This window comes from Sphingomonas sp., from assembly GCF_050725575.1.
Lineage (GTDB): Bacteria > Pseudomonadota > Alphaproteobacteria > Sphingomonadales > Sphingomonadaceae > Sphingomonas.
Genome location: NZ_JBOHHW010000034.1, coordinates 32,172 through 57,731, shown reverse-complemented (window position 1 = coordinate 57,731; position 25,560 = coordinate 32,172). Strand labels below are relative to the sequence as shown.

The following is a 25,560-nucleotide window of genomic DNA, read 5'->3' as shown; positions in this document are numbered from 1 at the left end:
CCGTGGTTTCCCTACCGATTTGCCCATGGTAGGACTGTATCGAGCAGCGCTCCCCGCCTGTGTCTGCCGTGGTTTCCCTACCGATTTGCCCATGGTAGGACGCGGCCAACCGTACTTGGGCACACAAACATGCCGTGGTTTCCCTACCGATTTGCCCATGGTAGGACTGGCGCACGGCGCGACGGGCGATAACTCGAGCCGTGGTTTCCCTACCGATTTGCCCATGGTAGGACTGGTCGGTCGAGCGATGCTCACGCTGCCTTGGCCGTGGTTTCCCTACCGATTTGCCCATGGTAGGACCTGACTTTCGCGCCCTCGCCCACTTCACCGGCCGTGGTTTCCCTACCGATTTGCCCATGGTAGGACACGATGGTCATCGACAAGGCTACCGAGGAAGCCGTGGTTTCCCTACCGATTTGCCCATGGTAGGACCGTGTTGGCGAGGGTCAGCGTAACGTCGCCGCCGTGGTTTCCCTACCGATTTGCCCATGGTAGGACCATAACTATTGACCCTCTCGTCAATGATAGGCCGTGGTTTCCCTACCGATTTGCCCATGGTAGGACAGCTCTGCGGTAACGGATTGGAAATGCTGTGATTTTCGTGGTTTGAACACCGCCGAAATCACAGCAAGACCATCTGGGATGGTCCGATCTCTTCAATTTTTGGCGCTATTCCCAGCATCAATTCCATCCTGCCATACTGTTTGTCGGTAACCTGTAGCGTTCTCACGCTGCCTTCCTTGGGCAGACTCGTTCGCACCCGACGGATATGCTTATCCACAGCATCTTGCCCGCGGCAGACCCGGGCGTAAACCGAAAGTTGAAGCATGATATAGCCATCCTTTTTGAGGAACTGGCGAAATCGGCTGGCCTTACTGCGCTGTGGTTTGGTCTTCACGGGGAGATCAAAAAATACCATCAACCACATGAAGCGAACCTCTTCGGCTTCCATGATCAGTTACGTCGCGCCAGCGGCAATGCGGGCGTGCTCAGGAAGGCGGCATTGCTGCCGTCGATGGCCCTCACTAGGCTAGCTGCGACGACCTCGGTTGCAGCCAACATCGTCAAACGCTCCTCACCTATAGAGATATTCTCGCTCAGGATTTTGGCCATGTGACGCCGGTCCTCAACGTCTAGTTCGTCTCGCTCCTCGCTGATTGCCCGAGCGCGGGCCATTCGATCGACGACTGGCCGAAAAGGCTCGATAAGATCATCGACTAGGTTGAACGGGTTTGTTCGAGATCGGTGATGAATGCCAAAGGCTGGGAGCAAGCCGGATGCTGCACAGGCTCGGGCGAGAGCAGCTCGGACCACGGCATAGCCGTAATTTAGCAGGCCATTGCGTCGGTCCTCATCATGGCGCCGAAAGCCTTCAAACAATCGTTGCCAATAGGCGCGGGCCGCTTGGGCTTCCAGATTGTCTGGGTCGCCCGAGCTTACCCGACCCGCCATGGCCGAAAGAGCGGTAGCATAGTCGCTGCCGACGCTGCGAAGAACGGCGGCCTGGTTCTCGATCTTCGCACAAACGAGCTTCTGCCAAAGCCGCTTCTTCAACGGCTGGCTCATGCCGATCTGAGAATGGGCAATGGCCGACTGTGCATGATGCTGGTGAAACGACATGAGCATTCCTGCCGGATGGTGCTTTGCATCCGGCACCACCATCGCGACGCCATTTTCAGCGAGAGCGCTGAGCAGCGATCCGCTGACGGACACTTGCGGCGTGTCGAGAATGATCCAAGCAATATCCTCGACCGGAAAAGTCAGTGCCTCGCCGTCATTTTCAGGATCGACGACAATCTGGCGACTGCGGTGGGTCAGCCGGGCTGGATTAGAGATGTGTAGACCACGCCATGCCATGTGCGGACCTCAGATTTCACCTCGGAACGTGCGCCGAAGCGGTCCACGTTGTACTTCTTCATGGTTAATAAGGTCTTTGCGCCAAGGCCTCTGAATGAATTCTTTGTGTTGTTGTGCGCAAGAAGGGTTACTGCCCCTGTGCTACGATCCATTCCACCGAAATACCCTTCAAACACCTCGCCGGTGGATTTGACCACCTCAACAAAATTTCGAGGGTAGAGGCTAAACCTGAACGCAAAGCTGCCATCAATTAGCGTCCACTCCTCCTCATCTTTATAAGCAACCACGGCGCGCATTGGCGGTCCCGGCCATTCGCGCTTGTTCATGACATGATGGGGATAAATCGGAACAAGAAAGAATTCGTTCTTGCCGCGCTTGTTGGGCTTGGCGAACACATCGACCCGGACGATTTCGCCGCGATCGGCAGAGCCACCGCGCACCTGAACCGCTGGTTTACCTTTTGCGCGCAGCCTAACCTTGCGGATTTCGTCGCCAGCTGGTGAGCGCGGCAATCTGTCAACAGGCCGCCCATCCGCGATCCATTGTCGGATGGCTTGGATCACGCTGTGGTTGCGTTCGGGGTCCTTGATGTCCTCCAGCCGTTTCTCCGAAATGTCACCAATTGCCTTGCGCTCATAGACAACCAGCGCGCCATCGCGCTCTTTTACCTGCCGGATCGTAGCGGCGTGGCCTTCGCCGCGCGCGCGCCTGCGCTCCGGGCGCGCTACGAAAATATTATCGTAAGCCTGCTGAACTTCCCGACGAAAGCTAGCCGGATCGCCCCAAGGCGGATCGACCTGCCGCAATGGCCGGGCAAGGCCTTGCTGTTCCCATTCTTGATAGGAGCGAGTGAGGCGTTGCACCTCCCATTCGCTGATCGCGGCCACGACCAGTGCATCGAGTGCGTGATGGCGGGCATCTTCGACGCGCTTGCCATCGATCTTTTTCAGCGACTCCACACCCCAAGCATGACGTAACGCGGCCGTGAGCCCACCGGGGCGTGTGAACACGCGGCGGCTGCCGCCCTTTTCCTGCCGCTCGCCTTCTGGGTAGAATAGCTTCACAGCCTCAGCGAGAAGCCGCGCTGCATATCGGGTGTCGTTGAGATTACGAGCACGAAAGCGCTCTTCTGCTTCCTTGACATTCTTGAGGACATAGTTTCGCTTCTTGGCACCGCGAAACGCAGAGTTGCCCTCAATCCTGGCTACGAACGTAGCCCAACCATTTTCGCCTTGTGATGCGATGATCCATTCGCAGGGAGTCTGCCCCTTTTTGCGTTGGTTCGCTTCTGCCGTGCAGAAAACCTTGTTCGAATAGCTGTCATCACCAAACCGCGACCACGGCAGGATATGATCGACCTGATGGCTGTTGTCGGTTGCGATGATCGCGGTCGGAGGAATCGCTTTATCGGTATATGGACAACGTCCTGCCTGCTCTTTCCAAAGCCGATAGCGCAACAGGGTGTCCCCGTTGATGTCCTCAATGTTGAGCAGTTCGCGCACTTCGCTGCGCTGACGTTCGCGCTCTGCCGTGTTCTTGTCGATCCCGCGCTTGATCTCGTTGCGCTTCTCAAGGCTGTTTCCGACATCGCGCGCCATCTCAATATGCACAGCGTCGGGCAGGCCCCATCGGTTGCGCATGGCCCATAGCTGTTTCAGCCCTTCGGTGAGTGACTTACGGGCGACGGGGTTGGCGATCTCCTTACCCATGTCTTCCACCAGGCGGTTGAACGCCTGCTTGTCCGCCACCTGCTCGCGCCTTGACCAGCGCGAGGCAGCATGATCATAACCCACCGCCTCGCAGGCCTGATCGTAACGCAAGCCGCCTTCCAAATGCGGTATCAGTAAACGCGCCGCCAACGCCGAGATATGCCCCGCCCCTTTGAAGCGGGAAAACGCGCCCAAATCCGCCAGCAGCGCATCGACCGCTCCATTGGGCAGATCCAGCTTGCGCAACTCGGCACCGATCGTGTCGGCGGTCTCGAAGAAGCTGATGATGTGGGCGATCCGGTCCAATTGTTCGGGCTGTCCTTGCAGTTCAGCCCACAATGTGTCGCCCAAGGCGTCGCGCAGTTTCTTGGAGCCATGCATGGCCTCGCCGGTACGGGCGGCAATGTCCTGCGCTTCATCCTCGGGTTTGATTGACGTGAAGCGCAGGTCCTCGGGCAGGCCGATCCGCTTGCGGACGACCTTGACGGTCAGCTTTGCCGTTGCGCCAAGATCGGCTGTGGCCAGAGCGATTTCCGCAGGCGTTAGAGGACGCTCGCCTTCAGGCGTGGTGATGCGCAGATGCACCAACTTACTTAACAGCCGAAATTTTTCAAAAGAGGGCGCAAATTTAGCGGCGCGCTTCTCCTTCGGCTCGAACTGGCAACTGCCGACCAGTTTCTCGCTGTCTTGCATCTCCAACTGGCGGAAGGCGACGGCTGCGAAAGCATCTTCCAGTTCAGCTGTGGCTGCATCGTTGCCCAGGCGGCGCTGTGCCTTGAAAAGTTCGCTCACTTCATGGGTCAGGTCGCCGCGACTTTGGGTGCGATCGAAAAGTCCGTCTCGATTTCGCTTGCGACCGCCGAAATCTGGATCCCGCCCGAACGTCTCCCCAACGGTGCGATAGCGCCCGAGTCGCTCGCGCGTTGCCTCAAGCGCCTTAAGCATCTTCTGGTCATCACCGGCCGTATTAGCTTCCTTGCCCTTTTTGGCCGACTTGAAGCCGCGCCGTTTGGCGATGTGGCCCAAGGCGACAGCGAATTCGGTAGGTGACAGCAGTTTGTCGAGTCCTCGCGCGCGCAGTTCCCATGGATCAAGACCTGCCCGCTTCAGCGCATCGGGCTCCTGTCCGGCCAACAAGCTGTGGTTATGGAAAAGTCGGCGCACTTCGGCCATGCGCTGAGCGCGGCGGCGGATCACGCGACGCAGCAGGCGGTTGCTGCGTCGAATCTGGTTGGTCGGTGTGCGCTCCTTGTCGGTTTCTGGAACATCGAACATCCAGGAACCCATCGCCAGGATTTCACCGGTTGGATCGTTCGGCGTTGGATGCCGCAGCACAGCCCAACCACAGGACGCGATGCCTTGGTCGATGCCGAAAACGAGACCGCTCATTACTTTCCCCCCTTCTTCCGAAAGAAGCGCCTTGACCGCGCAAGGTCAATCGGCAATCGTAAATTTGGCAAATCGGTAGGGAAGCCACGGTAACAGAGCTTCACTGTGAAGGATCATCCCTCGCGGGAAATTCCTTATTGAAGCATTGTTACAGAGGTTTCTCTGTAACAAGACCCCTGTCGGGAAACCGGCGGGGGTTTTGGTTTTATGTAGTTGTAGCGCCCGGCAGGATGTCGAGGCCCGGGAACCCCAGACGATCTTCATCGTTTCCAAGCTTACCGTGATCATGCGTTGGAACAGGAGAAGCGGATAGGCCGGGTCACGGTACAGCCGCAGCAGCTTCTTGTGGTTCATGACCAGCCCCTCGCGCGCTAGCATGTCCCCAACCGCCGGTAGCCGAACCGGCGACGCTCAAGCGCGATCTCCCGAAGACGCGACCGCAGGTCGTCATCATCACCACGCCGATGCGCATAGCGCATCGACGATCGATCCACGCCAAGGATGGCACAGGCCCGACGCTCGCTGATGCCGAAGGTCTGTCGAACATCCTCGACAGCCCTTCGGCGAGCGGCAGGCCTCACCAGTTTTTTTGAGGCAACCTCCTTCAGCACCGCATTGTCGAGCATCGCATCGGCCAGCAGACGCTTCGGCCGCGCGTTCTCGTCCTCCAGCACCTTCAGCTTGCGCGCCTGTGACACATCCATGCCGCCATAGGTCGCCTTCCACTTGTAGAACGTCGCACTGCTCACCGTGCTTGCGACACACGTCCGCCGTCGATGATTCAGCTTCCTGCTCACGCAGGATCGCTATGACCTGCTCCTCGGTAAACCTGCTGCGCTTCATCGTCGTCCTCCTCAATGAAGGACTCTAGCTCAAACTGGAGGAGTTTCAGGGGAGCACGTCACCGGAAACGATGGAGATCACGACCCGATGACTGCTAGATATCTCATCATTACCGCGTGCATGTTTGTGCAACTCGCGCGTTCCCTCGCATCATCTGGGCGTTTAGGTGCTCGCCGACCAGCAAGCACTTCAACTGTCCCGATTCCCAAGTTCAGGCGGTCCAAGCCGCACTGCAGGTTCTGGGTCGCGAGCGGCGGCTTTTGAATCACTGAAACTGGGCGCATAGCTGCCGTAACGGCGGGCTGAACGAATGGCAGTAAAAGTTAGCTCCACAATCCAAAGCAGCCGTTCCGCTTTCCACCAATGTCGTTCACCCCGTTCTGGACAAACGGCGGCTTTCGGGATCAGCTTTGGAGCGCCCCAATGGCCGGAATTAGGGCGCATAGCCGTCACAAGTCGTGCCGCATCGCTCCAGAAAATCTCACGTGTAGTGTGGGGAAAAATGTGGGGTAGAGGATAGCGGTCTTAGCAATTTATTTGTTAGATCAAATAGTTAGAGTAGAATCTGGCATTCCTCCCGCTTCGCCACTTCTCCTTGAAATCATCGATCGTGTGGACCTGTTGAATTACCGAGGATGCTGCGGAAGTGCGCCGATTCCCGGAAGCTCGGCAAATGCATTGGCAAAGGCCATCTCGTCCACTTCGATCTAAATCGAAATAAACGCTCATTCGCCTGTCGGGTGATTATGTGGCATATTTGTTCTGCCGAAAGACGATGATAAAAGTCACGAATATCTTCAGAAACGTTGAGCGAGACTGGAGTCTGTCGGGGGGGCTTTGAATTGATAGAGAAGGAAGAGGTTCCATGAAGGATTTGACCGAGCATCACCTGTATCTGGAGATTTCGCGTGATGAAGGGGATGGTTATCGCCATGTGGCGCCGATTTTAGTTGGCGTTGGACTAGCAGTTGTCATGGTAATAATACAGGGTCTTGGCCTTCAAGGACCAGACATGTTCAATGGGTTCATAATCGGAGAGCTGCTACTGTGTGCGGCACTGGTTGCCTTGTATCTACGGACTCGAAGGAGGATGAACGAAATCGACCGCAGCTATGCCATCCGCCATTTGTGTGTTGTAGGCCGGAAGCCCGCGAAGCCGCTCAAGAGACGAATCCTCAAATAGGCCTGACTGCGGACAGCGATCAGCCCGGCTGAACTCAAGGCGCTAATAGCTGCCGCATGACCCGGCAATTCTTCGCTGTCATTGCCGTGAAGCAATTCCGCGACCGGCGACTTTTGAACACGCGGGAATCCATCGCCGCAGATCTGAACGTATCTGGACGCTGCTGCATGTGAGCAATGCAGGATCGAGTGACGTGATCGACGCGGCAGTATCGCGCTGACAGCACTTATTGTCGCTTTACCGCCAAACACAGGAAGTTGCCCACGTGGTTCGACGGCGTTTGCCCTAAGGCAACTGCTATTCCAGATCGTTTTCACTGATGATGATCATGGCCGGGTCGCTGTTGCGTGCCAGCGCGACCAGACCGGCTTCGGCGATCGCGTCGCTGAAGCGATTGAACATATCGACCGCATCGTCTTCGGGAGCATCGCCGCTCAGCGCTTCAAGCACGGCATATTGGACGCCGAACTCATAGTCGTCGCCATCTACTTCAGCGCTGAACTCGACCAGTTCCTCATGAACATTGTCGAGCACGGTGGACATGTCGACATCCATTTTGTCGGCGGCCATTTGGCAATTCCTCCCCTGGCGCCAATCGCGCGTTGCCTATGCGCATTGAATAACAACCGAGATAGGTCAAGTCGGGTGCGGTCCTCGATAACGGATTGTTGTTCGCTCGCGCAGTCTGTTACGGGGGCTCATGACAGTGATCGAGACCTATCGTGCCAATGCGGCAGCCCAGCGCGACGCGGCGGAAAAGACCAATCTGCCCAATCGTCGTGCGATGCACGAGCGTTCGGCAATGACATGGGAAACGATGGCAATCAGTGCCGAGGCCACAGCCGGCCGGGCATTGGTCAATCAGGCAGCGAAGGTCGAGCGCTGCTAAGCGGGTAGCCTGGCTGACCCGGGCGGGAAGAACTGGCCTGCAATACCACCATCGTCGATGGTGATCGCTTCGGGAGATCCGAGCTGAATGTACCGGATCGCTTCGCTTCGGGCCATGATCGCGCGCGCTTTGCGACGAACAACGCCTTCCTCCAACGCCGTCACCTCCTGCACATTGGTTAGCAATTTGGCGTACCAGTCCGGATCGCCGCTATTGATGTCCATATTGGCCCGACGCTTGATCTCGGCAGACGCGGCCGGGTCAGCGACGATCCCATCCGTCGTTTCGGAGGCAAGCACCATCCGCAGCATCCCCGCCACGACCTCGCACCAATCGACCGATCGCAGGCGCGCACTCATGAACGCGGGCAGGAACACCGCTAGACGATAAAGCAGCCGCGCGATGAACACGGCGCCGTCCACGCCTCCGACCGGCAGCATCGTCGCGAGCACCGTCACTGCCCCGGCGGCGATGAAGCCGTTGCCGACCGTCGCATGGTTAGGGGCGTCGAGCCCCTGTGTGTCGCAGGCGCTCAGGATCACGATCGGCGGAATCCTTGCCTCACCGCGCAGTTCCCACACATTGACCTGTTCCTTGCCGACAATGATGCCGCCAATGCCGTCATTGCCGCCGGCGACGCCGTGCCCATCGAAGATCAGGATCGTCGCCTCGGAGGCATTCAGCGCCGCGACCAGCTCGCCTCGGCTGCGCGCACGGATGAAAACATGCTCCACCCGTCCGACCAGATCCGGAGCGATCGTCTCCAGTGCGCGCGCCATCAGGTTGCGTAATCTGTCATTCTCGGCAAACCCGCTGATCACCAGCACTTTGCACAGCTCGGCGGGCGACAGCGTGGCTGACATGCGCCCGACCAGCTCGCCCATCATGAGGTTGCCTGGCGTCGCATTGATACGCGATGTGTCATGGCGCATTGCCAGTGGCAGGTCGCCAATCGGTAGCAGTTCGATCGGTGCGTCGGCAACGATCTTGATTGCGCCGCGATAGCCCATGATCAACTCGATGCGCGCTGCACCGACCGCCGCCGCCAGTTCGCGCTGCAGATCGTCGAACAGGCGCGGCGTCTTGAGCCGCGCGACCTGTCCCCTTGGCTCACCGACGGCCCGGATGTTGCGCGCGTAGCGCGATAGGGTTGGAAAGACGTGATTGACCGCTGGACGCAGCCGCATTACCGCCGAGCAGGTCTGCGCCGCCATCAGGCCAACGCCGTAGGTCTGGATGGCCAGTTCCTCCTGCCGCGCGCCGAGCAGCATCCCTGCCTTGGGATCCTCCATAAGCGCCGTGATCTGCGCACTCTCGATCGTGTTCCAGAGGCCCTTTTGTTGTTGCAGCCGTCGCAGCGTATCAAGCATCGGCTTGGTGGTGATTTCCCTGTCGCCGCGCGTCCGGGCATACGCGGGCCTGTAAAATGCTGGCTCGGTTAGGATGAGCCCCGGCCGCGGGAGATATAGCCGATTGAAATCCCGGAAGCCGATCTCGTCGCGCAGGTCGAGCACCGCCTGGACGCTCTCCACGACGAACTCGTCATATTCTTCTTCAGATGACCCGACAAACCGCTCCTCCGTCTCGATCAGCCGGTCGGCGCGTTCAAAGACCATCTCATTCGGGGTCGACAGATTATGATAACCAAACGATACCGCCAATGGAACACGCTCGCGCCTCATCCATTGTTCGAGGCCCACCATCGCCGCCGCGCGTCGGGGCTCGGAAAGTTCCGCGCCATGCGCTTCGAGGACCGCCGAAATATGTTCGCGCAGCGCGATATCGCAAAAGGCAATCGCCGCATCCTCATCGGCGATCTCGCCATGGCGCACGTGCAACACCGGTCGCGGTTGGGCCGCGCACCAGGCATCGACGCGCTTTGCAATCGCGTCGGACCCGCTGAGCACGACGGTCACGAATCCTAGCTCGTCGAGCGCCAGCTGCTCGAGCGCGCTCACCATCAGCGGTAGCCAAGCGAGGCTGTTCGCCCCTCCCATGCGTTGCGCAATGAGCCCGTCCAGCGGCCATGAACGCTCCAGGATCGATGCCGGCGCGACTGCCAGAAGCCGTAGAGCCCACAGCGTCGAACCCCAGCTTCGGCCAAACCCCTGAAAAGGCGACATGTCGTCGAGCCGATCTTCGCCCTGCGCGATGATATAGGTGATTTTCAGCGGGTCGGGATTGCGCACATTGGGCTCCAGGACGATTGGCCTGCCTCCGTTGTCCGACACTCGGCTCAAAGAGATGATATTGGCCGAGCGTGAGCGCAAGTTTGGCCAGACGCCGTTGAGTATGCGCTCTGATGTCACTTCATCCGATCTTCGCGAGTCTTCCAAGGCACCGGGCGCATAGTGCCTAGAGCGCGGGCCGCAGGCAACGCCCATCTGGCCCAATTTACTTTCGTATCTAATCCGACCTCCTGTTACTCTTCGCCTGATATGAGCAAAAGATTCAAGGGCAAGACGTGCGTCTATTGTGGGATACCGGGCACTGCACAAACCGGCGATCACGTATTTGCGCGGGAATTCTTCTCCAAAGATCGCCGCGCCGACTTGCCCAAGGTTCCCGCCTGTGAACCGTGCAATCGACAAAAATCCGAACTGGAGCACTACCTGACGACCGTGCTGCCATTCGCAAGCCAGCATTCCGAGGCGAGCGAATTGTTTGTCAGCAAAACCCCGGAGCGGTTGGCGCGCAACGTCAAACTCCACCGCGAACTGGCTGCGGGTCAGGGCCGGGTTATGATACGCGAGCGCGGTGCGAGCAGCTCGCGCATGACCATTCCGTTCGAGGGCGAGAGATTGGCTGCACTGTTTCGGATGGTGTTGCGTGGCCTTGTCGCTCACCACTGGAATGTCCTGGTTCCTCAGGATCATTTTGTGGGAGCTGGCTTTCTGGCGAAGACCGGCGATACGTTTATGCGCCATCTATTCCTTATGAACACCAATCAGCAGATTAGGCGCACGCTCGGCGATGGGCTTGTCCTCTATGAGGGCGTCCAGGCAATAGACGATCCCGCTTTCACGATATGGCGATTTCAATTGTATGGCGGCACCTTAGTCGTGGGCGACCCTGACGTGCCAGAGGCTGTTTCCGACATTTGGGCCATGAGCGCAGGCACGCCGGTGCCCGGCCTCTTTGATGCTAAATAATTGAATGCAGTCGTGGCAATGCGGTACCAGTATTTGTCGCAACGTAAGGATTTACGGGCTTCCATGTTCGATGTATGTTCTGCGTAGCAGAGGAAATGATTCATTGACGCCGACAAATATGCGCGATCGATCGCAATGATCTGCCCAACTTGCGGGCATAAAGATTTTGAGCATGGCGATGACGGCGGACCGTTGCGTTGCGTGTCCTGCGACCGCACCTTCACCCGTGACGAGCTAATCCGCGAAAATGGCGAGGTCATCGAGGCGGAGGTTGCTGAGGTGAAAGCCGAGATGCTGAAGGACGTTAAAAGCGAGTTGCAGGGTATGCTTCGCAATGCCTTCAAAGGCTCGAAGCATATCAAATTCAAATGACGGGATTTACGGTAACAGCATCGGATGTGGCAGCGTTCCTCGCGCTGGTGGTCGCCATCTGGTCAGCTTTTCAGACGGGCCGCTTCAACCGGCGGCAAAATGATTTTGCTGAAACGGCTGAGCGCCTGAACCAATTGCTGATCGCCAAAGAGGCGGCAGAGACCGAGCAGCAGCGTCAAGCTGATCTAGGCGCGAATTTCGTAAAGCTCGGAAAGAGCAATTACCGACTCAAGGTATTCAACCGAGGCGCAGGCGCTGCCCGCAATGTGCGGCTCGAAATGCTGGTAGGCTCCGAATTGATCGCGGGGCGCGAGTTGGCCGAGAAATTCCCCGTCCCGCTTTTAGAACGACAGCAAGGCACGGAGTTGATCTGCTTTATTTCGATGTCAGCACCCCGTCGCGCCCATATCAAACTGACATGGGATGATGACATAGCGATAGATCGCAGTAAGGAGCTGTGGGCTGACGTTTTCTAGGCAAGCATGGGGGCACGTCCAGTTACCAAGATTGTCTGATCAGATCGGGTAAAACCTCGCCGCAATATCGCGAGCCTTTGTTTCGATCATCGCATCGTGAAGGAATTTTTTCTTTGCTACGCGGTAGACACATTCAAGCTTGTTGATCCCATATCTTTGGAGTTGCAGAAGCCATTCATCGCCGAAATCAATATAAACTGGACACTCCGCATCAAGCCACGTCTTGCGTGATCTTACCCAGCTATACTGCTGATGCCCGCGATATGTTGCGATGAGATGCTGGACCCTATGCTGGCCGTATACCTGAACCATGCCGCCAATTCCGTGATCCGGATTTTCGGAAAGCCGCCAGAAAACCCCACCGTTCGCTCCATCCGTCCCACGAGCAGTCTTGTACCAGACAAGATCCTTGGCTTCCTCATTGTCTGGGTCGGGCAAAAGATGGTGCAGATCAAATTGATTCTTAAAGCTCCTGCCATCCACGATCCAAACAAGATTCTGATAGAATGCTTCACGCGATTGGCGTTCCGCGTCGGTCATAGCCGAGTGCTGGACCTCGATAACGATGCCAGTCGGAGTGATAATGTCAGCGCGGTGAATTTCGCCATCAGATGCAATTCGCGTTTGCTCTCGGCACTCTTCGGGAAATAGGTTTTTCCAATCCCGATGCCATTGAGTTTCGTTTTCCCACCAGGGATCGCAGTCGCGGCGGGACGCGTGAGCCCAATGGTGCATGATGCGTGGACCGCATTTTGCAACCATCGCCGATCCGCAGGTGGAGCATGTGCCTGCTACACCGGCTAGCGCCACGCACCGCTGATTATCAACCAGCGCGTATTGCATGGTTTATCCGTGTCATATCATTAGCAGGGGTGTGGCATTTGAGATCGGTCCAGCATTTTACCTCCGCTGCAATTTCTGCTGCGATTCTTACTTTTGAAGATTTCTCGATCTGCCGAAAATGTGACGCATTGGTTGACTCCAGCTCTTACGGTATCGTTTTTCGATAAAATTGTTGACTCTGGTTGGATTGCTGCTGATTGAATATCGATAAGTGAGGAAACATGCTGCAGCAAAGGACATCTGTCACAGAATGCAGCAAAGATAGCCCGCGTCGGTCGCGTAGCGAGCGAGCTATTCTTTGGCATCGCCATGTCGGGCTTGCCAGCACATGGGCGTTTCCAGGCATTTATCCCGATCCGCCAGTCAGGGTCGACCTGGCGGCAGACCGGGATACGCGGGCGGATAGCCCGCTAGCCTGATGGTGTTTGTGCTCCCCCGCGCCACCGCTGTCGGATCGGTCGTGAGTGACTATCTGTCGGTCGCCGTCTGACGATGCCGATCACGGTTCATCTGGATGACATGCTGGCGCTGCGACGCATGTCCCTCACCGACCTTTCGCACGCGGTCGACATCACGTTGGCCAACCTGTCGAACCTGAAGACAGGTAAGGCGAAGGCTGTCCGTTTCTCCACCCTCGAAGCAATCTGCGCGGTGCTGGACTGTCAACCCGGCGACATACTCTCCTTCAAGCCTAAAAATACGACCTGACTCGCGCCTTCTTACCCCGCTGATAGCTGGCCTCGGTCTGATCGCTTGGATAAGTCGCATGATGATCGCTGCATTGGCGGTGGCACACGAGAGAGGCGGGGCAGCCGATCTCCTTGATCGCTGACTAGCGCGAGATGACGTCTCGTTGGCCCAGCTGGTGATCCACTTCCGCGTTCGAGGCACGCTCGGTCAGCGCCTGCTCAAAGTGCTGCGCTGGCGGCTGCCCTTGCCAGCAATTGGCCCAAGCTGGTTCGGTATCGCAGTTTCTTTGGGTCGGGACGTACTGGATTTCCTCTCTACCCATCATGCCCACCCGCGAACAGTTCCGAAGACCCCAACAAGTAGTGACCAATAGAGCCATAGCCGCATCTCTTAAAACATCCGAATTGGTTCAATCAATCTTCGCCGCCGATAGGGAAGTCGCTTTGACTCACGCTATACCTATGCCATCTTTCTCGCCGTCGGCACATTTGTCGACAACAGTGAGGAGACAAGAGATGAATTGGACGAAGTCGACCACGGCGAGCAACGGCCTCACTGCCTTTGCTGAACTCGAAACACCCGTCGGCAAATCTGGTGCGAACGAATCCGCTCTCCTGATCGCCATTTTGTGGGCTATTGCGATCGCGGCCAGCTAATGGCGGGGCGGTAGATTTCGGTCTACCGCCCTTTTTTGGGAGTCAACTGTGCAATGCATAGCAGTTTCGATGCAGCAGCAGCGGAGTTCGATGATCGCATCAAAAAGAAGGATATCGATCCCGATTCGTTCTTTTCCGCAGAACCCATCTTTCAACAAATTATAGATCAACGCCTCTACGTTGATCGGATGAACGCGGTTCTGCGATCTGTGTTTGATCGAGCAACGCGAACAAACGCGCTTCTGACCGCCGGTACTTTCATGACTCTTCATAGTTCTGAATATAGCACCTGGGTGATAATGGAGCACAAGCGCAAGTCTCAATTCCTCTACATGACTCCCGTTCATTCATTCCAATCACCAATATCTGGATCTGGTTATGCAATTGATCGCTACTCCTTGATCGGTGAAACCCTCACCAATCAAATAAGCAGTAATACGAAGGTTGAGCTCGCCCAGCGGGAGCAAGTTAAAACAAACTCGGTTTTTAAAAAATCAGCTGTTGGAGAGATCGTCGATACAATAGTCGAAGATTTAGAGGTTAGGTCACTTTCATTGAGGGTCAGTTCCAAACCTTTAAGTGATTTCCAAATAAATTTTGATAGGGAAAATTTGAGTGTATTTGGAATAACGCCCGTCAACCCAATGTTAAGTAATTTAACGACTATTTTTGACTTGCTGGCTGATGTAGCGGATGCGCCGTCTGCTGATTACCTTGAGCCATTTATTAATCATGAACAACATTTCATCAGATGGCATGCCATGAAGTCGATTTACGCGATCGATAAGGAGGCAGGACTCAAGTTGATAGATCGAGCCCGCGACGACCCTCACGATCACGTGCGCGCAGCAGCCCTCGAAACGCTGTCTCGCGTTTCTGCCTAGTGGAGCTTTTCTATGCTGTTAATCTCTGATTTGGACGAAACACGCTCCATCGATCCCGAGGAATGCCTTGCGTTGGCCAACGAGTATATCCGTGAGAATAGCGTTGATGCGATATGGGAAAATTCTTGGATACTTCGGGCGCTGGCTAATAATCGAACGTTCCTTTTAGAACGATACCATGAACGGCTCAAATCATATTGGTCCGGTGATGAGAAGGATAAGTTTCAACCGCAATCATTGGAACTGGCGCGTGGTAATCAATTTTACATTAGATCGAATATCTGGATGCCGCTTGACGCAGCGTCAAGAACCCTGGAGTTCGAGCAAAAGCTTTTTGCTTATAATATTCCTCACGATCACAATTTCCAACTTCTGACCGTTGGCTATTACGGGCCTGGCTATCCAACCGAAATCTACGAGTATGATTCAGATTGCGTCACTGGGGAAATTGGCGAAAAGGTAGATTTGTCTGATAAGGTTGATACCATACTTACGCCTGGCCGTATGATTTTCTACAGGCAAAATAAGGATATTCATATCCAACACACACCCCCGGAAATGTCTGTCTCATTAAACCTGAGTGTTGCTGACACCAATACCGATCTCCTGCCGCAGTATATATTCGACGTGGACGAACACGCAATCGTGGGCGGAGCCGGGGATTTGCATTCAAATCGCCTCTTTTTGCTGGATCTTTTTCGTACAATTAATGATGCCAACACGGTCGAAATTTTGTCGGACTTCGTGCGGCACTTTGACTGCACGCGCACGCGCGTTACAGCGTTCCAAGTCCTCCAAGACATTGAACCTGACGCTTGCATTCCATTGCTTGCGAAAACCGACATTGGAAGCATACCGTATTTGAGTAAGCAATTGGCGCGCGGCAATACGGCGAGGGAGTATTCAAGATTTTAGGAGATAGTAAGATTTTGCAGAAAACCATGGATCATGGCCTGCCCTTTAAATTTAGGACCTGGCATTTTCTAATAGCGGTCTTTGGAACGTTGTGGGCCTTTCGTACCTATGGCCTACGGCTTCCGCGAAACTGCGTAGACGTGGCCTTGTTGGGCACTTGGATTTTGATATCATCTGTGCTGTTTGCTAGAGCAACTTTGAGGATTTCCGCCTTTCCAAGGACTCACTTATTTACGAGATCGTCGACTGGATCGGCATTACTCATTGTCATTTCTAGCGGAATGTTAACGTCAGCAGGAACTGCCGCCAGATACTCGATGATATTCACTGTCGGACTTAGCTTTATCTCTTTAATGATTTCTGGCCTGCATTTTATTTTAAAAAACCAGTCTGCAGCTATTAAGCCTAGAATATCTTGGTCTCTATATCAATATTTAGACGTTTTTTTGCCTATTGGCTTCGGTGCAATTGTCTTGCGGGAATTGCGCATAATCATGTATGCATTTCGGCCAGGGCGCGATAATGCGCAGCAGCTTAAAATGGCCACTTCGGTTTTTTCTAACCATTTTGTGGCGCGTCCGGTTCTTATATCTCTATTTTGCTTAGCACTCGTTGAACTAGTGATAGGGAATTTGCTGGTTCGTCTGCTTCCGCCTTGGGTGGCTGTGCTGCATGCTGGTATTGGATTATTTTTTCTCATTTACGTTATGGGCCTCATTCGCTCATTCACCAGCCTTCCGACGATGATCGTGGGAGGGGCGCTCCACATGCGAATGACCGTATTATTCGATGCTGTTACTCCCGTTGGCAATGTACGAGCCGTCTCGTTGATTCATTCAATGCCAGTTGCTCCGAATATTGCAAACGGAGCTATTATCGTAGCTCCGAATGTCTTGGTGGAGTTTCACTACCCAATATCGGTAAATCGCATGTTTAAGCCTCAGAGTTTCGCTGAGGCGATTGCGATATATGTCGATAAGCCTGCTACTTTTATGGCAACGCTAAAACCGCTTGTGTCGAGTGAGGTTGAATCGCCTCTGTCAATTTAGCTGTTTGGCATTGGCTTCCCGAGACAATCTCAGTCGCTCATTGCTGCGGTCATCCAAGCAGCCGAATGAACAGCGGATACCAAATTCAATCTGCGTGAGAAGCCGTGGAAATTCAGAGTGTGAGATGCAAGAACTGACTTTCGCACATCGCTGCAATCCGGGAGTGCTAATGGGCGACGAGTCGAACACGCGGATAGAGTTGCTGCGGTCGCTTGCGATCAAGCGCGATAACGGGCCGCAGGTACGACGGAACTGGCGTAGTGTCGCCTTCGTGGCGCTCGCTGGCGGCCTGTTGGCCGCCGCTGTCGTGACAGTCGGCCGGGGCGGCCGGATACCTGCCGCGCCCACACCTGTCAGCAGCAAAGTAGCTGCGCCCGCGTCGGATAGCGCTGTGCAAGGTTCACAGAACCCTGGCTTAGTTGCGTCGGGCTACGTCGTCGCTCGCCGTCAGGCCACGGTCGCCGCCGAAATCACCGGTCGGATCATTGATCTGCCGATTGAAGAGGGACAGCACGTCGCAAAGGGTCAGGTACTTGCCGTACTAGACAGAACGGTTGTCGCCGCCGATCAGGCCGCAGCCGTGGCGCAGATCCGGGCGGCGGAGGCGGCGGCAGATGCGTTGCGCGCTGAATTGAAGGACGCGCGGCTCATCGCTAACCGCAGCGCAGAACTCGGCGGTCGGGGGTTTGCCACCAATGCCGATCTGACGCGTAATCGCGCCCGCGTCGAAACGTTAGAAGCGCAACTGGAACGCGCCCGAGCCGACATTATGGTCGCCCGCGCAGCGCGCGAGCGGGTTAATCAACAGGCCGAGCGTTTTTGGATTCGCGCGCCATTTGCCGGTATTGTGATCGACAAGAACGCGCAGACGGGCGAAATCATCTCGCCCGTCTCGGCCGGCGGTGGCTTCACTCGCACCGGCATCTGCACGCTGGTTGACATGAGCAGCCTTGAAATCGAGGTGGACGTAAGCGAGCAGTTCATCGCTCGCGTACATGAGGGGCAGGATGTGGTCGCAGTGATGGACGCGTATACAAGCGACAAACTGCCAGCATATGTCATCGCAATAATTCCTGCGGTCGATCGAGGCCGCTCGACCGTAAGAATACGGATCGGCTTACGCAAACTAGACTCACGCTTACTACCGAACATGGCCGTGAAGGTCAGGTTGATCGACTCTGATTTACGCTGAACAGGGAGGAGATGATGGAGCATGATTTCGAGCTGCGCGACATAACAAAGAGCTATACACGAGGCAAAGAGCGTCTACCCATCTTTACCGATTTATGTCTCGATGTCTCAAATGGTGATTTTATCGCATTGATGGGGCCATCGGGCTCTGGCAAGACGACGTTGCTGAACATGCTTGGGGGAATCGACCGACCGAGCGCGGGTACGATCCGCTTTCGCGATCAGCGGCTGGACGGTTGCTCCGAGGCGCAGCTCACCCGCTGGCGTGCGAAGAATGTCGGCTTCGTCTTTCAGTTCTACAATCTGATGCCGATGCTGAATGCAGCGCAGAACGTCGAGTTGCCGTTGCTGCTCACCAGGCTTGATGCTCGCACCCGGCAACGCAACGTCGCAACGACGTTGGAGATCGTCGGCCTGGCGGATCGGAGCCTCCACTATCCTCGCGAACTGTCGGGCGGCCAGCAGCAACGCGTGGCTATTGCTCGGGCGATGGTTGCCGATCCGGCTGTACTACTCTGCGACGAGCCGACCGGCGATCTTGACCGCGAAACCGCCGACGAGATCATGACCATGTTGCAAATGCTGAATAAGGAGTTGGGAAAAACAATTATCATGGTTACCCATGACGCTGCTGCGGCGCGCTATGCCATGCGCACGCTGCATCTTGATAAGGGCCGCTTCTTCGAGCGGACACTGGCTGATGCGTGAGCTGACGCTGGTCATCCGAAACCTCGCGCACCGCAAACTGCGGGCCGGGTTGCTGCTCGGATCAATCGTGATCGCCTTTCTGCTATATGGATTGTTGATTAGCTTCCATCTGAGCGCAACCGGGTCAACCGGAGTCGGTGCCGACCGCCTCATTGTAGCCAACAAGATTAACTTCACCCAATCACTCCCAGTCAGCTATGTTGACCGTATCCGCACCATTCCCGGCGTTCGCGCTACTACCTTCAGCAGCTGGTTCGGCGGTTACTATCGAGAACCCCGCAACTTCGTTGTATCGCTGGCAGTCGACTTCGATACATATTTCGCCGTCTTTCCAGAAATAGCCATGCCGCAGGAGCAGGTTCGCGCCTGCCAGCAAAACCGAAACGGGCTTGCGGTCGGCAAGCCGATTGCCGACATGTATGGATGGAAGCTTGGCCAAACGCTTGGACTCCAGAGCAGCGTTTTTCAGCGCGCCGATGGCGCACGCACCTGGGAATTCGTGGTTTGCGGTATCTTCACCGACGCCGCGCAGCGTGGCGGCGACAACGGCGTTTATCTCGGCTGGAAATATCTCAACGAAACCCGCTCCTTCGATCGCGACACAGTAGGGTTGGTTTCGGTAATGGTCAAAGGATCGCAGGAAAGCGCCGGCGTTAGCGAGGCAATCGATCACCAGTTCACCAACTCTGCTGCCGAGACGGAAACCGTTACCGAGCAACAGTTCGCTGCCGCCCTGGCTCGTCAGTTCGGTGACATTAAGTTGATCGTGACTCTTGTTGTGGGCTCAGCCTTCGTTACTATCCTCCTAATCGTGGGCACGACGATGGCGACGGCGGTACGCGAACGGTCGCGCGACATCGGCGTGCTCAAGGTTCTCGGCTTCTCAAAAGGGCGCGTGCTTCGGCTTGTGATTAGCGAAACAATGCTGCTCGCAACCTTTGGTAGCATCGTCGGCCTCGCGCTTGCGCATCTGCTCCTCCTCCTCGCCGCTCGCTATCCAAGCTTAGGCGGACTCCACATGGGGATGGAAGTTTGGGCGACTGGCCTGCTTTGGGCAGCCCTACTGGGCTTGCTAACCTCGCTTGTACCGGCTTTGCAGGCGCTACACCTCAACATTGTCGCCGCATTGGGGAGGAGATGATCATGACGCCGGTGCTGCGCCAGATATTGGCCGTCTCCAAGATCAACCTGCTCTCACTGCCGCAGCGGCTGTGGACGTCGCTGTCGGCGATGATTTCGGTAGCTCTTGTCGTCTTCGTCCTGCTCGGCGCGCTCGCTCTCAACAACGGCTTTCAGAATACGCTGAATAGCAGCGGGGCGGAAACGGTTGCAATCGTGCTGCGCGACGGCGCAGGCACCGAGATCAACAGCGCACTGACTCAGGATCAACAGAACCTCTTGGAAGAGGCACCTGGCATCGCCCGGCGTGACGGCCAGCCTCTCGTTTCTCGGGAAATGTTGGTGGTCGTCGATGGGCGCAAGAAGTCTACCGGCACGCGAGTAAATCTCCCGCTTCGCGGACTCGACCCCGCAGGCCTCAAAGTACGCGAGGGTTTCCGAATCACCGAGGGGCGAATGTTCGCGCCGGGATCAGGCGAGATCGTTGTCGGACGAGCAGCACTTGGCACCTTCGACGGCTTGGCGCTGGGACGAGAAGCACGCATGGGCGCGAACAGCTGGAAAATTGTTGGCATTTTTGAAAGCGGCGGCAGCGTTTTCGAGTCGGAGTTGTGGGCAGATCGACGAGTGGTACAGAGCCTGTTTTCGCGCGGCAGCACGGTCCAGAGCCTGCGCGTACGTCTCACAGGGCCTGGCGCGCTGGCTTCCCTGCAGCGATACAATGCCGCCGATCCCAGACTGAAGACGGACATCCGAACTGAGCGCTCCTATTTCGCGGCGCAAAGCCGACGGACTAGCGACCTGATCACCCACATCGGCAAGCCGATTACGCTGTTAATGGCGCTTGGTGCGCTCGGCGGCGCTATCAATGCGATGTACGCGTCAGTAGCCAACCGTGCAGGAGAGATCGCAACGTTGCGCACACTCGGCTTTGGCCGACTCGCGACCTTCATTGGCACAATGGTCGAGGCGCTACTGCTCGCGATGAGCGGCGGCGTGATCGGAATGGCCGCCGCCTTCTTGATATTCAACGGCCTCTCTGTTTCCACAATTGGCGCCAATTTCGCGCAAACGGTTTTTGAGTTGCAACTATCGACAGGACAAGTGCTGGAAGGCACGTTCTGGGCGGCAACGCTCGGGCTGCTTGGCGGGTTCTTGCCAGCTTGGCGGGCAGCGCGCCGGCCGATCACGCAATTACTCGATTAAGCCTAGAGATTGTGAGGATTCAAGGTATTCTCTGAATTTCAGGGGGCATCCACCCCATCAGTTCAGACCTTGTCCTGGGGGCTCGGTTGGCCGATCTCGCTGAAGCTGGAATATTGGAATGGCGGGGAGATCTAGAGTCGTTTTCAGTTAGGCTGAAGCGTATCCGGAGTTTCTGAGATAGTTGGCGCACTCATGAGGTGGGAAGGCGTCGAGGAGTGATCCGATGCGGCGCCAAGTGGCATCGACGGATCGCTCGGCGGCTTTTCGGAGCAGCAGCTTGAGCTTTGCGAAGACCTGCTCGATCGGGTTCAGATCTGGCGAGTAGGGCGGCAGGAACAGCAGCTTTGCGCCTGCGGCCCGGATCGCTTTCCTGACGGCGGCACCCTTGTGGCTGCCGAGATTGTCCATGATGACGACATCGCCCGGCGAGAGTGTCGGCACGAGGAACTGCTCGACCCAGGCCGTGAAGCTTTCACCGTTGATCGGTCCATCAAGGACGCAGGGCGCGTCGATCCGGTCATGGCGGAGCGCTGCGAGGAAGGTCAGCGTGCGCCATTTGCCGAACGGCGCACGAGCGACCAGCTTTGCCCCTCGCGGCGCCCAGCCGCGGATCGGCGTCATGTTCGTCTTCGCCCAGGTTTCATCGATGAAGACGAGGCGCCGGGGATCAAGTCGTCCCTGATACTTCTTCCACTGCGCCCGCCGCCTTGCGATCAGCGGCCGTTCCTGCTCGATGGCGAACAGCGTTTTTTTTGAAGCGCAGCCCTTCCGAGCGCACCAGCCGCCACACCGACACCGGGCTGGTCGCGATACCTTGCTCGGCCAACTCCGCGACCAGTACCTTAAGCGTAATGTCAGGCGCCGCTTTCAGACGCCCGATGATCAGCGCACTGTGCGGCTCGAGCAACCGCTTGCGGTGGCCGCCCATCGGCCGCGACGCCGCCGTCCCCGTCGCCCGGCGGCGCTGCGACCATTTGACCACGCTGGCAACGCTCACCTCGAATAACGACGCGACCTCACGACAGCTGCGACCCGACAAAACCGCCGCTGCCACGCGCTCGCGTAAATCGTTCGAATAGGGTCTCGCCATACCTGCTGGCCTCCATCTCCAGCCCGCAGGTTGAATCAGAAACAACTAACCTTGGGAATCCCCAAAACGATTCAATCAATCTGAAAACCACTCTAGGACATATGGCGGGCTGCGAAATGCGGCTACCTGCATGAGGACGGGCAAGCCTAACAAGAGCTCCAGTTCCAAGGCAGCAGTTCGTCGATCCTAGTGATGGGATGCCCTTTGCCAATCCTGTCGAGTAACGCTTAGCGTCCGAAGTGGGGCGCAAAGCGGGCGAATCAGATTCGTCGAGCTGTTGAATGATCCTGAAAATGGCTATTTGGCTCGCCATTCAACCCACACCGTCCAAGAATGTTTTCCGTACGTTTTCCGTACGGAGCTCGATGATCCTAGGTAAGTCATTGAAAAGCTGGCGCACCCGAGAGGATTCGAACCTCTGGCCTCTGCCTTCGGAGGGCAGCGCTCTATCCAGCTGAGCTACGGGTGCCTGGAATGTCGAGCGACTAGCAAAGCCTGTGGCGGTGCGCCAGCCGTTTCGACAGACTCCATCCGAAAGGCGCCGAGTGCCGGGATCAGGGCGTTACCGGGGCAGGAGGCGCTGCCACCGACCACACGACCTCCTCGCCGGGTTTCAGGCCTGAGAGAATTTCAGCGCCAGTGGGCGAGACAAGGCCGAGCCCCACCGTTCTCGGGGTCGTCTTTCCTGTCTTGGAATCTCGCACCATGATCGTCGCCGTGGGTGCCGCACCCTGCACGGCTTCGGGGGGAACGACGATCGCATTCGGATTGCTGTAAGCGATCACGATCACCATCGCGGTCATCCCGATCTTCACACGCCGGGCCTGTTCAGGGGTAAGTGCATTGAGGCGGGCTGTCGCGGTGAAGCTGGCTTTCCCGGTGCCCGTCGCCGAATCCTTTCCGGCCTCACCGGCAACGCTGGAAATTTGTCCGGCAAGCGAAAGGTCGTTGAAGCCGGGCCCGGTGACCGTCACCGCCATGCCGGTCTTGATCCGGTTGATATCGGCCTCGTCCAGCCGGAAAGACACGCCGAGCCCACCGGCCCGTGCGATCGTGCCGATCAGCTGGCCCTTGGATACCCTGGACCCGACATGCAGGGGATCGTTGCTTGCGCTCTCGCCCTGGCCGGCGGGCGGGCGCACGACAATCCCGTCATCGGGCGCGCGCAGGATCGCGCCCCCGAACTGTCCCGCCAGTTTGCCCAGGCGTATTTGACTATTCTTCAGGTCGAGTTCGGCCATGCGGCGGTTCGGCCCCTGGCCGCGGCGCGCGGCCGTGTCCATATCTTCCTGGGCGGCCTCAAGCGAGGCCTTCCGCGATCGCTCCTGCTGAACCATGGTTTCATATTCGGACCGTGGAACAAGGCCGCGATCGAGCAGCGCCTTGGTCTCGCGCAGCTTGTTTTCGGCATCTTTCAAATCGTATATCGCCGCGGTCACGGCACGCCGGGCGCGAGACATTTCGGGGCCGCTGCTCCAGGACATCATATCTTCGGATGCCTGCGCCGCTTTCAGATAAGCACTTTCCGCCTCATTGCGGCTCTGCTCCAGTTCGGAAAGGTCGAGTTCGGCCAGCGCCTGGCCCTGGGTGACCAGATCGCCATAGGCGAAGCGGATCGACTTGATAGTGCCGTCGAACGGCGCAGTGATGTCGATACCGTTGCCAGGTCCGATCGTTCCCATCACGTTGATGGTCGAGCTGAAGGGCTCGCGTTTCACTACCTGGCTTTTCTCGATCAGCGCGCCGGCAGCAGGCGTGCCGGGGCTCGACCGGAACCACCAGATTGCCAGAACGCCGCACAGCAGCACCAGCGCCACGGCAATCCTGCCGCGGCGCGTTTTCGGAATGAACCGCGTCAGTCGTTGAGGTCGATCTTCCATGTATCGAGCGTACTTCCGATTTGCTGGTCGAGTGTGGTCAATTGATTGAGATAGTTGATCCGGGCCGACAATTCCTGTGCGTCGGCGGCGCGCAGGTCGGCCTCGAACGACAATACCTCAAAGTTGGAGGCGCGTCCGAATTTGAGTTTCTCGCGCTGCAGGTCCAGCGCGCGCGCTGCCAATGCCCGGGCGCGGCGCGCAGCCTCGAGCTGGAGCCAACTCGCCTCGACACTTTGCACCGCGTCGCGGATCTGCGATTCAGCCGCCTGGCTGGTGTCCTGATAATTGAGCTCAGCCTGTCGCAGCCCGATTGTCGCGCCGATCTCGGCCTGCTTTGCGCCGTAATCTCCCCAGATCGGAATACTGAGCGACAGCCCGACCTGGCTGTTGATCTTGCCGTCCAAAGGCGATTGCAGTGCGCTGTTGCCCTGGAAGCGCGACACGTTGCCCTTTACCGACAGGTCCCACAGGCGATTATTTTTTGCTTCGCTCAGCGAAATCCGGCTCTGCTCCACCGCCAGTTCGGACGACAGCACATCCATTCGCGCCGCCCGGCCGAGTTCGAGCGCCTTGTCGAGGTCGATCGCAACATGATCGGTATCGATGCCATCGCCGGCGACGATGTTCGTACGAGGATCGAGCGCCAGCAACTGGAGCAGTGCCAGCTGGGCCGAGGCTTTTGCCTGAATCGCCTGCAGGACAGTCACTTCCTGATTCGCGACCCCGGATTCGGTCTGCACGATGTCGGCGGCCGCCATGCGCCCGGCCTCGATCATGGCGCGGTTGGTCGCGAGCAGATCCTTGGTGCGTTGCAGCGCCAGTTCGGCCAAGCGAATCTGCTCCTGTGCCTGGATCAGTGCGCGATAAGCAAAGACAATGCTGCTCACGACATTGGAGACGGTATTCTGCAGACCAAGCTGGTTGATCCGCTCCTGCAGGCGCGCGCGCCTGATCGGGGCGAGGTTGATCGCACCCGCGCCCCGCAACAGGGGTTGGGTAAGGGTGAGTGTGCCGGTCTCCCCGATATAGCGCTTGCCACCCTGAAAACGGTCGTTCCGTGTCCAGGAAAAGCTCCCGAACGCGCCAGTCGGCGCGAGTATTGACACTTCCGGGCTGACGTTCGAGTTCGTGCTGAACGCGCCGCCGGCGCGCCCTGTGGTGACATCGGCGGCAATGCTGATGCGTGGCCGGAAGCGGGTACCGGCGACGAACAGATCGAATTTCTGGGTGATACGCGAGAGATAGGCCGATTTGATCGTGCGATTGTCGCGCAAGCCGAGTGCCACCGCTTCGGTCAGGCCGATGGTGATGGGCGTGCCGCCCGGCACCGGTTGCGATGGCGGCGGCGGGATTGGCGAGGAATAGGGGGAAGGCAGAGGCTGCACCATTTGCGCCCCGACCGGCACGGCGTTACCCAAGGCCAGAACACAGCTCGCCGTAATGGTGCGCTTCAGGAGCC

Annotated in this window: 24 protein-coding genes, 1 tRNA gene, 1 pseudogene and 1 CRISPR repeat array; of the genes and pseudogenes, 14 read left to right on the top strand and 12 right to left on the bottom strand. The window is 57.2% G+C overall.

Translation table 11 applies throughout. The features are described 5' to 3' along the window. Nucleotides 1-65: 65 nt before the first annotated feature. Nucleotides 66-564: direct repeats of the CRISPR family, unit length 36 nt; unit sequence GCCGTGGTTTCCCTACCGATTTGCCCATGGTAGGAC. A 58-nt stretch (nucleotides 565-622) separates the two neighbouring features. The 5 genes and pseudogenes from cas2 to ACRECS_RS19440 all read right to left on the bottom strand — a co-directional run bounded on the left by cas2 (nucleotide 623) and on the right by ACRECS_RS19440 (nucleotide 5,798). Next, on the bottom strand, nucleotides 623-952 hold the full coding sequence (gene cas2, locus ACRECS_RS19460; protein ID WP_431584600.1) for a CRISPR-associated endonuclease Cas2: 330 nt from the start codon (nucleotides 950-952) through the stop codon (nucleotides 623-625). 2 nt (nucleotides 953-954) lie between these two features. Continuing rightward, on the bottom strand, nucleotides 955-1,857 hold the full coding sequence (gene cas1 / locus ACRECS_RS19455; protein ID WP_431584599.1) for a type II CRISPR-associated endonuclease Cas1: 903 nt from the start codon (nucleotides 1,855-1,857) through the stop codon (nucleotides 955-957). Continuing rightward, on the bottom strand, nucleotides 1,815-4,955 hold the full coding sequence (gene cas9, locus ACRECS_RS19450) for a type II CRISPR RNA-guided endonuclease Cas9 (RefSeq protein WP_431584598.1): 3,141 nt from the start codon (nucleotides 4,953-4,955) through the stop codon (nucleotides 1,815-1,817). Before cas9 ends, cas1 begins: the two co-directional genes overlap by 43 nt. A 45-nt stretch (nucleotides 4,956-5,000) precedes the next feature. After that, nucleotides 5,001-5,309, bottom strand: a complete 309-nt coding sequence (locus ACRECS_RS19445) for a hypothetical protein (RefSeq protein ID WP_431584597.1) — start codon at nucleotides 5,307-5,309, stop codon at nucleotides 5,001-5,003. A 17-nt stretch (nucleotides 5,310-5,326) separates the two neighbouring features. After that, nucleotides 5,327-5,798, bottom strand: a pseudogene (locus ACRECS_RS19440) (transposase). A gap of 865 nt (nucleotides 5,799-6,663) precedes the next feature. Between ACRECS_RS19440 and ACRECS_RS19435 the strand changes: the two are divergent. Beyond that, entirely contained in the window at nucleotides 6,664-6,981 is a 318-nt protein-coding gene (locus tag ACRECS_RS19435; protein ID WP_431584596.1) for a hypothetical protein, read from the top strand. A 297-nt stretch (nucleotides 6,982-7,278) separates the two neighbouring features. On the opposite strand, the gene ACRECS_RS19430 is transcribed toward ACRECS_RS19435, so the two are convergent. Further along, the gene (locus ACRECS_RS19430; protein ID WP_431584595.1) at nucleotides 7,279-7,551 is read right to left on the bottom strand and encodes a hypothetical protein; all 273 of its coding nucleotides are present in this window, start codon (nucleotides 7,549-7,551) and stop codon (nucleotides 7,279-7,281) included. Between the two features lie 130 nt (nucleotides 7,552-7,681). Here ACRECS_RS19430 and ACRECS_RS19425 point away from each other — a divergent pair, with 130 nt between their 5' ends. Beyond that, the gene (locus ACRECS_RS19425; protein WP_431584594.1) at nucleotides 7,682-7,870 is read left to right on the top strand and encodes a hypothetical protein; all 189 of its coding nucleotides are present in this window, start codon (nucleotides 7,682-7,684) and stop codon (nucleotides 7,868-7,870) included. On the opposite strand, the gene ACRECS_RS19420 is transcribed toward ACRECS_RS19425, so the two are convergent. Continuing rightward, the gene (locus ACRECS_RS19420; RefSeq protein WP_431584602.1) at nucleotides 7,867-10,254 is read right to left on the bottom strand and encodes a CHAT domain-containing protein; all 2,388 of its coding nucleotides are present in this window, start codon (nucleotides 10,252-10,254) and stop codon (nucleotides 7,867-7,869) included. The two genes, ACRECS_RS19425 and ACRECS_RS19420, sit on opposite strands and share 4 nt — an antisense overlap. 54 nt (nucleotides 10,255-10,308) lie before the next feature. Here ACRECS_RS19420 and ACRECS_RS19415 point away from each other — a divergent pair, with 54 nt between their 5' ends. The 3 genes from ACRECS_RS19415 (at nucleotide 10,309) to ACRECS_RS19405 (ending at nucleotide 11,870) form a co-directional block, all read left to right on the top strand. Then, nucleotides 10,309-11,022: an HNH endonuclease gene (locus tag ACRECS_RS19415; RefSeq protein WP_431584593.1), complete on the top strand. Its 714-nt coding sequence runs from the start codon at nucleotides 10,309-10,311 to the stop codon at nucleotides 11,020-11,022. A gap of 135 nt (nucleotides 11,023-11,157) precedes the next feature. Next, the gene (locus ACRECS_RS19410) at nucleotides 11,158-11,394 is read left to right on the top strand and encodes an ECs_2282 family putative zinc-binding protein (protein WP_431584592.1); all 237 of its coding nucleotides are present in this window, start codon (nucleotides 11,158-11,160) and stop codon (nucleotides 11,392-11,394) included. Beyond that, entirely contained in the window at nucleotides 11,391-11,870 is a 480-nt protein-coding gene (locus ACRECS_RS19405; protein WP_431584591.1) for a hypothetical protein, read from the top strand. Before ACRECS_RS19410 ends, ACRECS_RS19405 begins: the two co-directional genes overlap by 4 nt. A 39-nt stretch (nucleotides 11,871-11,909) precedes the next feature. On the opposite strand, the gene ACRECS_RS19400 is transcribed toward ACRECS_RS19405, so the two are convergent. Beyond that, on the bottom strand, nucleotides 11,910-12,713 hold the full coding sequence (locus ACRECS_RS19400) for a competence protein CoiA (RefSeq protein WP_431584590.1): 804 nt from the start codon (nucleotides 12,711-12,713) through the stop codon (nucleotides 11,910-11,912). Nucleotides 12,714-13,205: 492 nt separating this feature from the next. On the opposite strand from ACRECS_RS19400, the gene ACRECS_RS19395 reads away from it, so the two are divergent. From ACRECS_RS19395 to ACRECS_RS19355, 9 genes are all read left to right on the top strand, one after another. Beyond that, nucleotides 13,206-13,421 carry a helix-turn-helix domain-containing protein gene (locus ACRECS_RS19395; RefSeq protein ID WP_431584589.1) on the top strand — a complete coding sequence of 72 codons (216 nt, stop codon included), beginning with the start codon at nucleotides 13,206-13,208 and terminating at the stop codon, nucleotides 13,419-13,421. A gap of 497 nt (nucleotides 13,422-13,918) precedes the next feature. After that, nucleotides 13,919-14,059 (top strand): hypothetical protein, encoded by a 141-nt coding sequence (locus ACRECS_RS19390; RefSeq protein WP_431584588.1) that lies wholly within the window; start codon nucleotides 13,919-13,921, stop codon nucleotides 14,057-14,059. Between the two features lie 53 nt (nucleotides 14,060-14,112). Further along, nucleotides 14,113-14,943, top strand: a complete 831-nt coding sequence (locus tag ACRECS_RS19385; RefSeq protein ID WP_431584587.1) for a HEAT repeat domain-containing protein — start codon at nucleotides 14,113-14,115, stop codon at nucleotides 14,941-14,943. A gap of 12 nt (nucleotides 14,944-14,955) precedes the next feature. Next, entirely contained in the window at nucleotides 14,956-15,858 is a 903-nt protein-coding gene (locus tag ACRECS_RS19380) for a hypothetical protein (protein ID WP_431584586.1), read from the top strand. 317 nt (nucleotides 15,859-16,175) lie between these two features. Further along, nucleotides 16,176-16,907, top strand: coding sequence for a hypothetical protein (locus tag ACRECS_RS19375; protein ID WP_431584585.1), 732 nt, complete (start codon nucleotides 16,176-16,178; stop codon nucleotides 16,905-16,907). Between the two features lie 169 nt (nucleotides 16,908-17,076). Further along, nucleotides 17,077-18,099, top strand: a complete 1,023-nt coding sequence (locus tag ACRECS_RS19370) for an efflux RND transporter periplasmic adaptor subunit (protein ID WP_431584584.1) — start codon at nucleotides 17,077-17,079, stop codon at nucleotides 18,097-18,099. Nucleotides 18,100-18,113: 14 nt separating this feature from the next. Beyond that, complete coding sequence (locus ACRECS_RS19365) at nucleotides 18,114-18,806, top strand: ABC transporter ATP-binding protein (RefSeq protein ID WP_431584583.1); 693 nt, start codon at nucleotides 18,114-18,116, stop codon at nucleotides 18,804-18,806. Beyond that, nucleotides 18,799-19,947, top strand: a complete 1,149-nt coding sequence (locus tag ACRECS_RS19360) for an ABC transporter permease (protein WP_431584582.1) — start codon at nucleotides 18,799-18,801, stop codon at nucleotides 19,945-19,947. The genes ACRECS_RS19365 and ACRECS_RS19360 overlap by 8 nt, the downstream gene beginning before the upstream one ends. A 2-nt stretch (nucleotides 19,948-19,949) precedes the next feature. Beyond that, on the top strand, nucleotides 19,950-21,131 hold the full coding sequence (locus tag ACRECS_RS19355; RefSeq protein ID WP_431584581.1) for an ABC transporter permease: 1,182 nt from the start codon (nucleotides 19,950-19,952) through the stop codon (nucleotides 21,129-21,131). 147 nt (nucleotides 21,132-21,278) lie between these two features. Here ACRECS_RS19355 and ACRECS_RS19350 read toward each other — a convergent pair. The 4 genes from ACRECS_RS19350 to ACRECS_RS19335 form a co-directional block, all read right to left on the bottom strand. Further along, nucleotides 21,279-22,221, bottom strand: a protein-coding gene (locus tag ACRECS_RS19350) for an IS630 family transposase (protein WP_431584580.1) whose coding sequence is annotated in 2 segments (ribosomal slippage) — nucleotides 21,279-21,885 and nucleotides 21,884-22,221 — 945 coding nt in all. Because the reading frame shifts where the segments join, the coding sequence is not laid out codon by codon here. Nucleotides 22,222-22,613: 392 nt separating this feature from the next. Beyond that, nucleotides 22,614-22,690, bottom strand: a tRNA-Arg gene (locus ACRECS_RS19345). 85 nt (nucleotides 22,691-22,775) lie between these two features. Next, nucleotides 22,776-24,101, bottom strand: coding sequence for an efflux RND transporter periplasmic adaptor subunit (locus tag ACRECS_RS19340; protein WP_431584579.1), 1,326 nt, complete (start codon nucleotides 24,099-24,101; stop codon nucleotides 22,776-22,778). After that, on the bottom strand, nucleotides 24,077-25,489 hold the full coding sequence (locus ACRECS_RS19335; RefSeq protein ID WP_431584578.1) for a TolC family protein: 1,413 nt from the start codon (nucleotides 25,487-25,489) through the stop codon (nucleotides 24,077-24,079). The genes ACRECS_RS19340 and ACRECS_RS19335 overlap by 25 nt, the downstream gene beginning before the upstream one ends. Nucleotides 25,490-25,560: the final 71 nt, after the last annotated feature.

Excerpts from the sequence above, each read along its gene's own strand:
- cas2 (WP_431584600.1), bottom strand. The coding sequence starts at position 952 with ATGGAAGCCGAAGAGGTTCGCTTCATGTGGTTGATGGTATTTTTTGAT.
- cas1 (WP_431584599.1), bottom strand. The coding sequence starts at position 1,857 with ATGGCATGGCGTGGTCTACACATCTCTAATCCAGCCCGGCTGACCCAC.
- cas9 (WP_431584598.1), bottom strand. The coding sequence starts at position 4,955 with ATGAGCGGTCTCGTTTTCGGCATCGACCAAGGCATCGCGTCCTGTGGT.
- ACRECS_RS19445 (WP_431584597.1), bottom strand. The coding sequence starts at position 5,309 with ATGAACCACAAGAAGCTGCTGCGGCTGTACCGTGACCCGGCCTATCCG.
- ACRECS_RS19435 (WP_431584596.1), top strand. The coding sequence starts at position 6,664 with ATGAAGGATTTGACCGAGCATCACCTGTATCTGGAGATTTCGCGTGAT.
- ACRECS_RS19430 (WP_431584595.1), bottom strand. The coding sequence starts at position 7,551 with ATGGCCGCCGACAAAATGGATGTCGACATGTCCACCGTGCTCGACAAT.
- ACRECS_RS19425 (WP_431584594.1), top strand. The coding sequence starts at position 7,682 with ATGACAGTGATCGAGACCTATCGTGCCAATGCGGCAGCCCAGCGCGAC.
- ACRECS_RS19420 (WP_431584602.1), bottom strand. The coding sequence starts at position 10,254 with ATGGGCGTTGCCTGCGGCCCGCGCTCTAGGCACTATGCGCCCGGTGCC.
- ACRECS_RS19415 (WP_431584593.1), top strand. The coding sequence starts at position 10,309 with ATGAGCAAAAGATTCAAGGGCAAGACGTGCGTCTATTGTGGGATACCG.
- ACRECS_RS19410 (WP_431584592.1), top strand. The coding sequence starts at position 11,158 with ATGATCTGCCCAACTTGCGGGCATAAAGATTTTGAGCATGGCGATGAC.
- ACRECS_RS19405 (WP_431584591.1), top strand. The coding sequence starts at position 11,391 with ATGACGGGATTTACGGTAACAGCATCGGATGTGGCAGCGTTCCTCGCG.
- ACRECS_RS19400 (WP_431584590.1), bottom strand. The coding sequence starts at position 12,713 with ATGCAATACGCGCTGGTTGATAATCAGCGGTGCGTGGCGCTAGCCGGT.
- ACRECS_RS19395 (WP_431584589.1), top strand. The coding sequence starts at position 13,206 with ATGCCGATCACGGTTCATCTGGATGACATGCTGGCGCTGCGACGCATG.
- ACRECS_RS19390 (WP_431584588.1), top strand. The coding sequence starts at position 13,919 with ATGAATTGGACGAAGTCGACCACGGCGAGCAACGGCCTCACTGCCTTT.
- ACRECS_RS19385 (WP_431584587.1), top strand. The coding sequence starts at position 14,113 with ATGCATAGCAGTTTCGATGCAGCAGCAGCGGAGTTCGATGATCGCATC.
- ACRECS_RS19380 (WP_431584586.1), top strand. The coding sequence starts at position 14,956 with ATGCTGTTAATCTCTGATTTGGACGAAACACGCTCCATCGATCCCGAG.
- ACRECS_RS19375 (WP_431584585.1), top strand. The coding sequence starts at position 16,176 with ATGATATTCACTGTCGGACTTAGCTTTATCTCTTTAATGATTTCTGGC.
- ACRECS_RS19370 (WP_431584584.1), top strand. The coding sequence starts at position 17,077 with ATGGGCGACGAGTCGAACACGCGGATAGAGTTGCTGCGGTCGCTTGCG.
- ACRECS_RS19365 (WP_431584583.1), top strand. The coding sequence starts at position 18,114 with ATGGAGCATGATTTCGAGCTGCGCGACATAACAAAGAGCTATACACGA.
- ACRECS_RS19360 (WP_431584582.1), top strand. The coding sequence starts at position 18,799 with ATGCGTGAGCTGACGCTGGTCATCCGAAACCTCGCGCACCGCAAACTG.
- ACRECS_RS19355 (WP_431584581.1), top strand. The coding sequence starts at position 19,950 with ATGACGCCGGTGCTGCGCCAGATATTGGCCGTCTCCAAGATCAACCTG.
- ACRECS_RS19340 (WP_431584579.1), bottom strand. The coding sequence starts at position 24,101 with ATGGAAGATCGACCTCAACGACTGACGCGGTTCATTCCGAAAACGCGC.
- ACRECS_RS19335 (WP_431584578.1), bottom strand. The coding sequence starts at position 25,489 with ATGGTGCAGCCTCTGCCTTCCCCCTATTCCTCGCCAATCCCGCCGCCG.